This window comes from Butyrivibrio proteoclasticus B316, from assembly GCF_000145035.1.
In the GTDB taxonomy this organism is placed as follows: Bacteria; Bacillota; Clostridia; order Lachnospirales; family Lachnospiraceae; genus Butyrivibrio; species Butyrivibrio proteoclasticus.
Map to the genome: position 1 here is coordinate 492,290 of NC_014387.1, position 13,809 is coordinate 506,098.

Consider the following 13,809-nt stretch of genomic DNA (forward strand, 5'->3'; position numbering starts at 1 on the left):
GTGTATTAAATATTTTTGTGAAGTTAGTATTTGACTGGCAGGACGAAGGTTCTTGCCAGTTTTTTTATTATAAAACATGGGGATTGTTAGGGGAAAAGTATGGGAAAAGTATGTAGACCGTTTTATTTGTTTAATGATTATCTTCCACCTTCTAAGCCGGCTGTAGAGGACGTACAGTGGAAAATACTGGGATATTATGACGACATGTTGGTGGGTGAAAATCTTTTTGAAAACATGGAAGGCGCTTTAGATTTTGAAAAATTATGGCATGCACAGAGATCTCAAAGCGAGGAGCTGTGCGGAAGCTATTCCATACAAACGGTGTTTGGATTTAGAGATGACGATGATACAAAACAGAGGGATGCTATTTTCTGGAAGGATAGTGAAACTGCAGATTATCCATTCCTGTTTTTTTCCATGCTTCAAATAGACAAGGACATTTGCTCCAAGGAATCACTAAAAAGGGCTGCGGCATTAGAGGACAGTGTCGAAAATACAGATGTTAAGGCTATAACGTATTTTAGCATTGACTATAGTGATATTATACTTGTTCTCAAATGCAAAAAATATGAAGATGGAGCCAAGATAATAGAAGATATTCATTTAGGAAAAGCTGGGCTTAGAGTGAGCTATGGCTATTCTTTTGCTTCAATCAATATGAAAATGATCAATAAAGGTAAATGTAGAAAGGAGCTTGGAATAGCAAGAAATATACAGATATATATTATTGCGCTAGAACTAGAATTGGCTGATGTTGTTTATAACCATATGCTTGAGGAGATAAAAGAAAAAGGTGGCGAAGAATATATTGGAACTATTAGTAAACAGGGTGTGCTAGGCTGCAATGATATCAAATTTGAGATAGGAGAGTTGCCGTGGGATATTTTCCTTTCTTTCTATAAGCAGAATGAAGGCATTTTCAACCATACCAGTAAAATATATCAGGACAATCTAGTTGGAGTTACTACAATCATAGGTTCGGATTATGATGCGAATAAGATCAGCAATAAAGGACTCCCTGTGGCGAATAAGACTGGAAAGATATGTGAAAATGAGCCTGTCTTATGTAGAGTGTTGGTTGATCGATGTAAAGAATGGCAGAGTAGAGCTGGTAAAAATGGGGAAATCTCTCATCTTGGACGATATTTTTTGAGTATTTTAAATTCTTTAGGCAAATTTGAGGTAAGCCCTATTCATGATTATCTATTTCAAACGATGCTTACGCAGATGTCAATTTTGATAGACTTGGCCGAGCAGGCATTGAACGATGAAGAAGAAATGCTTGATTATTACAAGGAAAACCCAGAAGCTGCAGATAGAGGAATTGAGCAAATACGTAACGCTTTTTTTAGATCGGCTTATGGGTTTGTTAGAGAATTCAGCTTGTTGGTTCAGAATTCTGTTAGGTCTGATCGTCAGTTTACTCAGGCTCCAGACTTTGATGTGAGAGTGTATGAAACTCCTGTGAAACTACTGGCATTTTACAATGCCTATATTTATAACATGAAGGAATATCTCGGTACATTTGTGAATGATAACGAAGAGGAACATGAATATGTTTTTCTGGCTTATCCTGGAGTCTCTGATTTTGTGAAATTAAGAGAAAAGTTTAGCACAATATCTGACACAAAGAGGCTATTTCTAATGGAACTTCCGGAAATAAATACCTATCGACCACGTGATTTGATGTTTATTTTGGGACATGAGGTGGCACATAACGTCGGGGGAGGAATAAGAAACAGGAAAGAGCGTGCTGAGATTACTACGAAGATAATGGCATATATGTATGTAAAATACATCAGATTATCATTTCAGAAATCCAGGCAGGAAAAAGGCAGAGATAAGAGATTTATGTTTGCGCTTTATGATGATATTTGGGACGAGATGGCAGAGAATATAGAAACTTTAGCAGAAGAGGCTAATGAAATATGGATAGCCAAAAACTTCAGTAAAGATGACCCTATGTCAAATCATTTAAAAAAACGAATCTATCATAGAGAATGGGTGGTGCCAAGGGAAAAGAACGTGATGGTCTGTATTGTACAGATGGATCCGAAGAAAATATGGCATTCTCTGTTGCAAAGAGAATACTATTATCAATTGGACAATGAAGAACCTGACAAGAAAATCGAAGAATTGTCACAGGATATACATCGCTGGGGACAGGAATTTACAGGTGAAACTCTTAGAGGATTATTTGATATTAAAGGTGTCTTTTCTATACTCTTTTACTTATACAAAGAATGCATAGCAGATCTAATTTGTATAAAGACTTTACAATATTCATTTAGTGAGTATATAGAGTTGGTTGTAAGAGAACTTAAATACCAAGGACAAGAGGATTTTGATTGCATTACAGTTTTTTCACTTAGATCAGCACTTGTTACTTATTGTATGATCCACTGCCAAAAGTATCATTGGAAGAAAGGAGATATACAGTGTGGTGATAACGCTTTTACAGATAGCGACTGCGTTAAAACTGCAAGAATAGCCAAGGAGGAAATGGACAAATACCTATCTCGCGAAAGACAAGAAAAGGGAAAAGAAATAAAAAAGTTAGCGGATTCTATTAAGAATAAAAAGGAACTAACAAGGGATGGAATATCTAGTTTAACCATCATGGAAGATAAGTACGTTTTAAAACTTATAGCTGAGTACCTTATGCATTGCGTAAGCAAGCTGGATGAACTTAATTCCGAAAAGAATGAAAAGAGAGATATGAAACGGAAAAGTGTAAAAGAAATGTTTGAGCTCTTTTCTGTTGAAAAAGGTGGAGTTGGAATAAGCGATATTATTATTGATATTCATAAACATATTGCTAATTACTATAACGAAATTGGTGAGAATAATTGGGAGAAACTACTAAAAAATGGGGAACACTGAGACTGACAGCCAAAAGGTACTGGAAGACATTTCTGAAAGAATAAAAAAAATATTTGATATGAAGCAGAGTCTGGATATTTCTGACAAAATATCGTGTAAAGCTGTAAAACACGTTTTATGTTGGGAAGTGGCTAAAGAATATCAGAAAAAAGCAGATTCATTAAGCTTTATACTGGAAGTAATATGTGACGAATTACAGAAATCACTAAAGGATGATTTAGTACTATCATTGCTGGTGGATAATCTCAACAGAAGATGCGATGCCAACCGAGTCAACTATTTGTTAGGTAATTTTTCAAAGAAAGATTGGTTTATAGAAGAGTATCGCAAGAAGGTAATGAAGAAGTATAAGTTACCTGAGACTGAGCTTTTGATACATGTTTCTGCCATGGAATATGAAAAAAGATTTAATAAATCGACGCTATGCTTTTTTACTAAGGGATTAGATAAATGCGATAATAAAATGCTAGTTAAATTTATCAGTGATGATGGACCGCTGTTATTTGCAACTGATAATCTCAGGACTATTAAGAAATATATGGAATTAGCGGGTAAGAATAATAGTTTACTGATTTCTGTTTGTAAAAAAGACGGCAAATATGAATATAAGATGCTGGGAATTGTCAAAAATAATAGGTTGAAAGAAGGAAGTGTATACATAGACATCAAAAGTAAGTTATCCTGGGTGGTATACAGAAATGTGTCAAAACAGCAGGATGTTTTGTTGGACTATAGAGAAGGCGTGTTCCACATTCCTTTCTTGGAGCCAAAAAACGAAGTGTCTGCTCAGTTGTCTAAACTGGATGGATATCTTGAATCTAAAGATGCTGCTACAGTAAAAGCAGTAATAGAGTGCGCAAGTCAGTTTGCTTCTCATGGGACAGGCCTAGTTTTTATCGGGGATAAGGGAAAAAATAAGAATAAGCACTTGCTGATCGAGGTTGACAGATTAACAAATCTAAAAAGAGCAAGAAAAATTCAGCCTAGGCAATTGGACAAAAAGCTAATAGAATCTTCTGGAGTTACTGCGATAGATGGCGCTATATTGCTTAATTTAGAGGGTGAATGCTACGGCGTAGGAGCAATAGTCGATGGAAAAGCCATCTTGGAAGGCGATCCAGGCAGAGGTGCACGTTTTAACTCGCTTTATACATATGGCTCATCTTTAGTTAAGGACGCTGGTAAAATATATTTTGTAGTGGCAGTAATATCTGAAGATGGGATGGTTGACATATTTATTCCAGATACATATACAAATGCAACATCTAGTGATAAGTGAGAAGGCAGATGCATTCTATCATTCGGTAGCGTGATGTTGTATAATATCAAGAGTGGATGCGGTGTGGTTTTTCCACACCGCATATTTCCTATCAGAATTATTGAAACTGTTTTTATGTCTGGTATCATATTTATTTTGTATATAAGAGTATTACAAGGCGCAGATCTTACTTCATTCCTTCCTCAGCTTGCGGTATTCGCTGTCGGCGGAATCAAGATGCTTCCATCGATGTCAACAATTTCAAGATCTGCGACACAGATTATCAACAGTTAGAAATTGCGACAAAATATATGAAGTTTTTCAAGGTAAGCTTATAGAAAGAACTAAGGCTGAACTTGGTCTGTGAATATATCATAGAAAATAGACTTGTATTCAAAACGGTTCTAGCAAGAAGGACATACAAATGAAAGTATATTCAGAAAGAGGCTACATCACATGGCCATCATGGGATGTACTATTCGAGTGGGAAGACATATGGGCCAAAGAGTGGGGCACTACAGTAGAGAGCCTTACCAACAACCTGTTTGACAAAATCTTACGCAGACTAAAAAGATATACCAAAAAACTGTTACCTAAGAAAGTATGGAAATATATAATAACTGACCCAGATAAGATGGGCGTTCTTATCATAATGGATGCTGAAGGCTACTATATGATTCCTACCAGGAACATCATCCCCATATATCTCGATTTCGCCAGAAACATGATTGATGAGATTATGGAAGCGACCAGAGCCCTTCCAGCATTCTTTGTAGCATCCAAGGATATCTATAACGAGATGAAATCCAAGGGCTGCCAGAACGTATACTTCATCCATCAGTGTGTATCAGATCAGTACTATACACAGGAAGTACCGGACAAAGATATAGATGTAATCCAGATAGGCAGGAAGAACCCAGTAATGCACCAATACATGCTGGATTACTGCAAGGAACATCCTGATGTAGAGTACATTTACCAGGGCGAGAACGCTTCTCTGCACTACACCTCAACAACCAGAGGGGATATAGGTAAGCTCCCAGGTAGACCTGAGTTTGTTGATATGATGAGAAGAGCAAGAGTCAGCATTGTCTCTACACCTAAGTGTGACAACAGCCGAAATGTATTCGGCGGAGCAGATCTCGTTACAGCAAGATTCTATGAGAGCGCAGTTTTCTACTGCCACCTCATAGGCAGATACACCGACAACGAAGAGACAAGAGAACTCGAGCTTAACAAGATATGCCCTAACATCAAGGATTATGAAGAATTCAAAGCCACTATGGATCAGTACATTTCGGGAAAAGAAATAGATAAAGATATCTACAGTACATTTATAAATAAGCACCTTGCTAGTACCAGAGCAACATATCTAAAGAAGTGCATTGAACAGAGATAGAACTAATAATGGAGTCTAGAAGATATTTCAAAACATTACAAATATAAGTGTATATGGAGGGCGTTCTCATGAAATTCTACAGATGTGAAACTTGCGGAAACATTATCACCAAGCTTAATGATTCAGGCGTTCCAGTAGTGTGCTGCGGACAGCCAATGAAAGAGCTTGTACCTGGCGCTGTTGACGGTGCAGTAGAAAAGCACGTACCAGATGTAACAGTAGAGGGAAACACTGTTAAAGTTCAGATTGGAGAAGTGGAACATCCTATGATGGATAACCACTACATCCAGTTCATAGCACTTGAGACAACAACCGGTGCTCAGATCAAGTACCTGAAGCCTTCCGAGAAACCAGTTGCTGAATTTGTACTTCCAGCTGGCGAAAAAGCTGTGGCAGTCTACGAGTACTGCAATCTTCACGGCCTGTGGGTTAAAGAAGTGTAAGTTAATACTGAAGCTAGGATTAAGTAGAAGATATACGAACTCTATCTATCATCTTCGGGATGTTGTATAATGTCTAGAGTGGATGCGGTGTGGATTTTCCACATCGCATTTTTTCAAGAGCAAGAGCTCTCTGTTGAAAAATAGATGGTAAAGAGGAAATTGGAGATATTCCATGAGAAAAGAAATATCAACGTCAATTTATTCATTTAGAGATCTAATTGAAAATAACTGTATATATGTTGATAAGACTAAGTATCTGTATGATGCCATTACAACTGCAAAGGGGCAATATTTTTGCGCCCGCCCAAGGAGATTCGGTAAGAGTCTAACAATTTCAACTCTTGAAGCCATTTTTAGCGGCCAAAAGGATTTATTTAAAGACTGCTATATTTGTAAGGAAACAGATTATAAATGGGAAGAGTATCCGATTATCCATCTTGATTTTGGCAGAGCAAATGTATTAAGTATAGATTTGCTGTCTTCGTGGCTTGTCCAGACGCTTAAGACTATAGCGGGTAAATATGGAGTAGATGTTAACAATGAAGACCCTGCGCTTCTATTTGGGGAGCTCATTGAGACGTTATATCATAAGAATCAAAAAGGAGTAGTAGTTCTTATAGATGAATATGATAAGCCTATCATGGAACATCTCGAAAATGAGAGTGAGGCGGAAACCTTTCGTGACTTTATGGAAGCGTTCTATCAGATGATCAAAGGATATGAGCAGTATGAACGTTTTGTATTCATGACTGGTGTTATTAAGTTCGCTAAGTTATCTATCTTTAGTAAATTGAATAGTCTGACGGATATCAGTATGGATAAAAAGTACGCCTGTATGTTTGGGTAAAGAAGTAAGAGACTCATTTCAGAAAAATATAGTTTCTCTTTTTGTGGATGAGGATATCGCGGACTTTTCAGCGACAGTTGATCTGATAAAGCGAGCTGCGAGGGAGGGAAAAACCGAAGATATACTCAAGAACATGGAAAATGTATTTGCAAATATTCCTTATACCATTCAGATATCAGAGGAAAAGTATTACCATAATAGTTTTAATGTAAATAAATGAAGTGGATACACAAAATGACTAACGACATTAAAAAATTCATCGATGTAATAAAAAGAATATTTGGAATCCTTGATAAGGGAGACAGGCGAAGATCCTATGTGGTTTTGGCTGATATTTTGTTGTGCGCAGTTTTGGAGACAGTCGGAGTAAGCCTTATAGTCCCTTTTATTAATGCCATCGCGTCACCTGAGAAGGTTAGAGAATATCCTGTAATTGGCAATATCATTGTCATAATGGGAATAAGTGGTTTATCGCTTGTTTTGTTCATGAGCTTTGCGCTAGTTATATTCTATATACTTAAGAATGCATTCTTGATGTATTCAGCATATTTTCAGAATTCATACAGATTCAAATTGCAGAAAAAGCTATCTGTTAAGATGTTAAGAGCATATATGAATAAGCCATATCAATTTTTTGTAGAGACTAACAGTTCTGTGATAATCCGTGGAATAGGTAATGATGTGGGCTGTGTGAAAGATGCACTTGGAACATTATTTGATCTTGTTACACAGATACTGACACTGCTCATGATAGCAGCGTTTCTAGCATATACAGATCTGACAATGGCTATGGGACTTCTTGGCATTTCATTGATTTGCGTGTATATTCTTGTAGTTATCCTCAGGAAAAAAACAAGCTTTCTAGGTAGAGAACAGCGAGTTGCTGAAACACGTGTTACCAAGTATTCTTATGAGATACTTGAAGGTATCAAAGAGATAATGGCAATGCGCAGGAAAGATCGATTTATTGATGCCTATGAAGGAGCATTTGAAAATAAAGGAAAACTAGAAGCCAAATACATCACTGTACAGACATTTCCAATCAGAATTATTGAAACAGTATTCATGTCTGGTATCATATTTATTCTGTATGTAAGAGTGCTGCAGGGTGCAGATCTTACGTCGTTCCTGCCTCAGCTTGCGGTATTCGCTGTTGGTGGAATCAAGATGCTTCCAGCAATGTCAACAATTTCTAGATCTGCGACGCAGATTATTTTCCAAAAACCTGGTGTTGATGAAGCGTATGATAATCTAGTAAGCTTTAATGCAGAAGGAGTGATAGAAGCTGATAAATCGTCTCTTGCCATTACTCCAGAAATGGAATTTAAAAATATAACACTTAATGATATTCATTGGCGATATACAGGTGCAGACAAAGACGTCATTAACGGGTTATCACTAGAAATAAAAAGAGGGGAATCAGTAGCGTTCATTGGAGCCTCTGGTTCCGGTAAAACAACACTTGTTGATATTATATTAGGCCTGTTCACACCTCAAAGTGGAGAAGTTAAAGTAAATGGAATTGATATTACAAAATGCATAGACTCTTGGAGTCATATGCTTGCGTATGTTCAACAGAGCATTTTCCTTACAGATGATTCTCTAAGAAATAATATAGCTTTTGGACTTACTCCGGAAGAAATTGATGATGATAAAGTATGGAAAGCAATCGAGCAGGCTCAGCTTGGCGACTTTGTGAAGACATTAGATGATGGCCTTGATACAATAGTAGGTGAGCGCGGTGTCAAGTTTTCTGGAGGGCAGAGACAGAGAGTTGCGATAGCAAGAGCACTTTACTTTGAAACTCAGGTTATTGTATTTGATGAAGCTACTGCTGCGCTCGATAATGAAACCGAGAAATCACTTATGGAGTCAATTGATGCGCTTCATGGAGAAAAAACGCTGATTATTGTAGCTCACAGATTATCAACAGTTAGAAACTGCGATAGAATATACGAGGTTTCTAATGGAAAACTTATTGAAAAAACCAAAGCGGAACTTGGCCTATAAGCGTATATAACAGGGGAACAACCATTAATGAAAATAATAATAATATCCCACGAATATCCTCCCGTTGGTGGAGGCGGAGCCAATGCTTGTATGAACCTTGCGAGGCAATATGCCAAGCAAGGGCATATAGTAGATATTGTAACGGTATGGTTTGATGGTCTTGATGAACATGAAACAATCAAGGATAGCATAACAAACGGTCAAATAACCATCACTAGGCTCAAAGCCAAAAGAAAACATAAAGAACATTGTAGCTTCTCAGAAATGCTTGATTATTTGAAAAAGGCGATTCCAGTAGCTGATAGACTGGAAAAAGAGAACAATTATGATATATGTCAGATATTTTTTGGTATTCCAAGTGGCCCTGTCGGTTATTATCTAAAAAAGAAATATAAACTGCCATATGTGATAAGATTTGGTGGCGGAGATATCCCTGGATTCCAGGATAGATTTACTAAAGTTTATAAGCTTATAGGACCAGCAATTAAGATGATTTGGAAAAAAGCAGACGCTCTTGTTGCAAATAGTATAGGTCTTAAAAAACTAGCTGAAGATTTCTATGATAAAAAAGAAATCTTGGTAATACCCAATGGCGCAGATCTGAATGCCTTTGAAGAAAAAGATAACGACTATAAATCTATTGCATACACTGAGGCATGCCATGACGAAAACATCAATCTTCTTTTTGTTTCTAGGCTTATAGAAAGAAAAGGTTTACAAGATATTATTCCGCAGCTTTCCGAGATTCAGCAACAGAGCCAAAATATTGGTAAAAATATAAAATTTCAGATTGTTGGTGATGGCCCTTATAGGGAAACACTAGAAAAACTCACAGAAGTACATAACCTACAGGACGTCGTAGCTTTTTATGGTCAAAAAAACAAAAAAGAACTTCCTGAGTTCTATAGAAATGCAGACATATTTGTATTCCCATCTAGAAAAGAGGGGATGCCAAATGTTGTGTTAGAAGCTATGTCCTATGGGCTTCCTATCCTTATGACTCCATGCCAGGGAAGTGATGAGTTAGTTGATGGCAATGGAAAAGTTGCCAAAGTATATGAATTTGGAAAAATACTGGTTGATATGTTATCTAAACCGGATGAATTAAAGACTATGGGAAAACGTAGCAAATACCTTATTAAAGAAGCATTCTCATGGGAAAAGACAGCAGAAGCATATATGGCTTTATTTGATAAGATTATTGTGCAAAAGGAACAAAAGTGACAAAAAACGAAAAGAAGCTAATAGTTAAATTCCAAGGAGGACTTGGAAATCAATTATATGAATATGCATTTTGCGAATGGCTAAGACAACAATATTCAGATTATGAAGTCTTGGCAGATTTGTCATACTACAAGATAAGATCAGCGCATGGTGAACTTGGTATTTGGAACATCTTTCCAAATATAAATATTGAAGTAGCATCTAATTGGGATATCATTAAATATTCTGATCAAATTCCCATAATGTATGGGGGAAAGGGTGCTGACAGGCTTAATTCTGTAAGAACAAATGTGAATGACAGATTTTTTAGCAAGAGAAAACATTCGTACTACACAGAAATTAGTAATACAGATGTATCAGAGGTCATAAATGCGCTAAACAATGGTATAAGGTATTTTGATGGATATTGGCAGAATATAGATTATTTCAAAGGCAATATCGAAGACTTGAGGAATAAACTCAAATTTTCTGAGAAATGTGACAAATACATAACTGATGAAATGCTCAGGGATAATGCTGTTTCATTGCATGTAAGACGTGGAGATTATGTTGGAAGTGAATATGAAAAAGAAGTAGGATTGTCCTATTATAAGAAGGCGGTTGAGTATGTACTGGATAGGGTAGATCAGGCTAAGTTTTTCATTTTCTCAGATGACAAGTACTATGCTGAGACAGCATTTGAATGGATTGATAATAAAACTGTTGTGGCGGGGTATGATAATGAATTAGCGCATGTGGACATGCTTTTGATGAGCAGAATGAAAAACAATATTATTGCTAATTCCACGTTCTCGTTATGGGCAGCATACCTTAATGATAGTATGAATCCATTAATAGTTTATCCTGATGTGGAATCCTTGGATAAAAAGACATTCTCTGATTGGAATGGTATTAAGTAAAAGAGGTGAATTATTTTGACTATAGAATTTAGAGATTTAAAAAGACAGTATGAAGTAATTAAAAATGAGATAAACACAGAGATATCCTCAGTAATAGAAGGTTGCCATTTTATTAGTGGACCACAGGTAAAAGAACTAGAGAGAACGCTTGCTGATTACGTGGGACGCAAACATTGCATTTCTTGTGCTAATGGTACAGATGCTATCTCTATTGCATTAATGGCAGCTGGAGTAGGCAAAGGGGATGCAGTATTTGTTCCCGATTTTACTTTCTTTTCCTCGGGAGAGTGTCCTGCTTCTGTTGGCGCGACTCCGATATTTGTTGATGTTGATTTAGATACATATAATATTTCAGCTTCTTCACTTAGAAAGGCCATAGATACAATTTTAGAAGAAGGCGAATTAAAGCCTAAGGCTGTCGTGGCAGTCGACCTTTTTGGACAGCCATTTGACTATCAGGCTGTCAAAAATATATGTGAAGAATATAAGCTTATATTGTTGGAAGATGCTGCTCAAGGATTCGGCGGTGAATATACAATGGATAATGGAGAAAAGATAAAGGCTGGTAAATTAGGGACAATTTCTACTACCAGTTTCTTTCCTGCTAAACCACTTGGCTGTTATGGAGATGGGGGAGCTATTTTCACAGATGATGACAGGCTGGCTGAGCTATGCAGGTCAATAGCAGTACATGGCAAGGATATGGAACATCCGGATGATCCAAATGCCAAATATAATAATATAAGACTTGGTATGAACTCTCGCCTTGATACTATGCAGGCGGCAGTACTGTTGGCCAAATTTCCAACATTTTGTTCTAATGAACTTGATAGGGTCAACCATGTTGCTGAAAAATATCATGAATTATTAAAAGATGTTATGGGATTATCAGTGCCACATATAACAGATAGATACTATAGTTCTTGGGCTCAGTATACAATTCAGCTTCCAGAAAACATTGACAGATCTGTAGTTCAAAAAGAGCTGCGCTCAACCGGTATCCCAACCAATATTTACTATATAAAACCTATGCACAAGCAGGGAGCATTTGAAAAGACAAGAAGTGCTGAGGCAGAATGTCCAAATACTGAGAAACTTTGTAGTACTGTTCTATGTTTGCCGATACATCCATATTTGCATGATGATGAAGTCGATTATATTTGCAAGGCTTTAAAAGATGTGATGGATTCACTGAGTTGAAGATTGCAAACGTTTTCTCATTAGTTTATTATTTTTATGTTATTATGCATTAACCAAAATATGTAGGGAGAGACTTTTATGCAATACAGAATATCTGTTGTGGTTCCTGTTTACAACGAGGAAGGCAACATAGCAAATCTTCACAGAGAAATTAAGGATGTCTGTGAGAAGAACAATTATATATATGAGATTATATTTATTAATGATGGATCTTCTGATAGAACTGATGAAGTATGTAGAACACTTAGTCCACTTAAATATATCAAAATGCGCAAGAATTTTGGACAGACAGCTGCAATGGATGCGGGAATCAAGGCTGCGCAGTATGACTACATAGTAACTATGGATGGAGATGGCCAAAATGATCCTGCTGATATTCCTCAGATGCTGGAATATTTGGAAAAAGAAGGCGTTGATGTAGTTTCCGGGTGGCGCAAGAACCGTAAGGATACCTTTATGAAACGATTTGTTTCAAGAGGGGCGAATTTCCTGAGATATCTCCTTGTACATGATGGAATTCATGATAGTGGATGCTCTCTTAAAGTTTACAAAAGAGAGTGCTTCAAGGGAGTAAACCTCTATGGAGAACAGCATAGATTTATTCCAGCGATCCTTAAGATTAAAGGTTTCACCATAGGAGAAGTAGTTGTTAACCACAGACCTAGGACTTCAGGCTACACAAAATACAACTGGAAGCGTACGATCAAGGGATTTGTTGATATGATTTCTGTATGGTTTTGGAATAAGTTTGCAACCAGGCCTTTGCATCTTCTTGGTGGAATGGGAATGATTTTTGAATTGTTGGGATTTGCCTGTGGCATTTGGTCAATTGCGTTATTTGCAATGGGAAGGAAAATGTCCAACAATATCTTCCCTCCCCTGCTAACCATTTTTTTCGTTATCATTGGTCTCATCATGATCATATTTGGACTTATGAGCGAGATACTTATCAAGACATATTATGGTGTACATGTTGATGCGCCATATAGCGTGAAGTCGATAGAGGAATTTGGAAATAAAAAAGATGAATGATAGTAATTACTATATACATGAATCGTCAATAGTAGATAACGATGTCAAGATAGGTGATAATACCAAGATTTGGCATTTTAGTCATATTCAATCAGGTGCAGTTATTGGTGCAAATTGTTCTCTGGGCCAGAATGTAAACATTTCCAATAACGTTACCCTTGGGGACGGGGTAAAAGTACAGAACAATGTATCCATCTATGAAGGTGTCACTATAGAAGACTATGTGTTCTGTGGGCCAAGTTGCGTGTTTACAAATGATCTTACTCCAAGATCTCGTTATCCAAAGAATCACAAATATTTGCCTACTGTAATTCGACATGATGCTACCCTTGGCGCCAACTGCACAATAGTTTGCGGACACGAGATTGGGCATCATGCAACGATTGCTGCAGGAGCGGTAGTGACCTGTGATGTAAAACCTCATGCTCTTATGGCTGGAGTTCCTGCAAAGCAGATAGGTTGGGTATGCGAATGTGGGCAGGTACTTGATTTGGCAGAAAATGGAAAATATATATGTCCAGACTGTGGACACTCGTATTCAAAAGAAAATAACTGTTTATCTGAGAACTAATGATAAAAGGGTACTATAGGGGAGAAGTCTTATTGTCTAGAAA

At 37.0% G+C, this 13,809-nt stretch carries 13 protein-coding genes; all 13 read left to right on the forward strand.

Features of this window, described 5'->3' with window-relative positions; genetic code table 11:
• Positions 1-99 precede the first annotated feature (99 nt).
• The 13 genes from BPR_RS01935 to BPR_RS01995 all read left to right on the forward strand — a co-directional run bounded on the left by BPR_RS01935 (position 100) and on the right by BPR_RS01995 (position 13,766).
• The gene (locus BPR_RS01935) at positions 100-2,883 is read left to right on the forward strand and encodes a hypothetical protein (protein WP_013279778.1); all 2,784 of its coding nucleotides are present in this window, start codon (positions 100-102) and stop codon (positions 2,881-2,883) included.
• A complete protein-coding gene (locus BPR_RS01940) occupies positions 2,870-4,162 on the forward strand; it encodes a hypothetical protein (protein WP_013279779.1) in 1,293 nt (430 codons plus the stop codon). The genes BPR_RS01935 and BPR_RS01940 overlap by 14 nt, the downstream gene beginning before the upstream one ends.
• A 135-nt stretch (positions 4,163-4,297) precedes the next feature.
• A complete protein-coding gene (locus BPR_RS20690; RefSeq protein WP_207636482.1) occupies positions 4,298-4,435 on the forward strand; it encodes a hypothetical protein in 138 nt (45 codons plus the stop codon).
• A gap of 130 nt (positions 4,436-4,565) precedes the next feature.
• The gene (locus BPR_RS01950; RefSeq protein ID WP_013279781.1) at positions 4,566-5,540 is read left to right on the forward strand and encodes a hypothetical protein; all 975 of its coding nucleotides are present in this window, start codon (positions 4,566-4,568) and stop codon (positions 5,538-5,540) included.
• Positions 5,541-5,608: 68 nt separating this feature from the next.
• A complete protein-coding gene (locus tag BPR_RS01955) occupies positions 5,609-5,983 on the forward strand; it encodes a desulfoferrodoxin family protein (protein WP_042256366.1) in 375 nt (124 codons plus the stop codon).
• A 172-nt stretch (positions 5,984-6,155) separates the two neighbouring features.
• Positions 6,156-6,830 (forward strand): AAA family ATPase, encoded by a 675-nt coding sequence (locus BPR_RS01960; RefSeq protein ID WP_013279783.1) that lies wholly within the window; start codon positions 6,156-6,158, stop codon positions 6,828-6,830.
• Positions 6,823-7,050: a hypothetical protein gene (locus tag BPR_RS01965; RefSeq protein ID WP_013279784.1), complete on the forward strand. Its 228-nt coding sequence runs from the start codon at positions 6,823-6,825 to the stop codon at positions 7,048-7,050. Before BPR_RS01960 ends, BPR_RS01965 begins: the two co-directional genes overlap by 8 nt.
• Positions 7,051-7,064: 14 nt before the next feature.
• The gene (locus BPR_RS01970; protein ID WP_167531132.1) at positions 7,065-8,840 is read left to right on the forward strand and encodes an ABC transporter ATP-binding protein; all 1,776 of its coding nucleotides are present in this window, start codon (positions 7,065-7,067) and stop codon (positions 8,838-8,840) included.
• A 27-nt stretch (positions 8,841-8,867) separates the two neighbouring features.
• Complete coding sequence (locus tag BPR_RS01975) at positions 8,868-10,064, forward strand: glycosyltransferase family 4 protein (RefSeq protein ID WP_013279786.1); 1,197 nt, start codon at positions 8,868-8,870, stop codon at positions 10,062-10,064.
• A complete protein-coding gene (locus BPR_RS01980; protein WP_013279787.1) occupies positions 10,061-10,963 on the forward strand; it encodes an alpha-1,2-fucosyltransferase in 903 nt (300 codons plus the stop codon). The genes BPR_RS01975 and BPR_RS01980 overlap by 4 nt, the downstream gene beginning before the upstream one ends.
• 15 nt (positions 10,964-10,978) lie before the next feature.
• A complete protein-coding gene (locus BPR_RS01985) occupies positions 10,979-12,163 on the forward strand; it encodes a DegT/DnrJ/EryC1/StrS family aminotransferase (protein WP_013279788.1) in 1,185 nt (394 codons plus the stop codon).
• Positions 12,164-12,241: 78 nt separating this feature from the next.
• Entirely contained in the window at positions 12,242-13,195 is a 954-nt protein-coding gene (locus BPR_RS01990; protein WP_013279789.1) for a glycosyltransferase family 2 protein, read from the forward strand.
• Entirely contained in the window at positions 13,188-13,766 is a 579-nt protein-coding gene (locus tag BPR_RS01995; RefSeq protein WP_013279790.1) for an acyltransferase, read from the forward strand. Before BPR_RS01990 ends, BPR_RS01995 begins: the two co-directional genes overlap by 8 nt.
• Positions 13,767-13,809 lie beyond the last annotated feature (43 nt).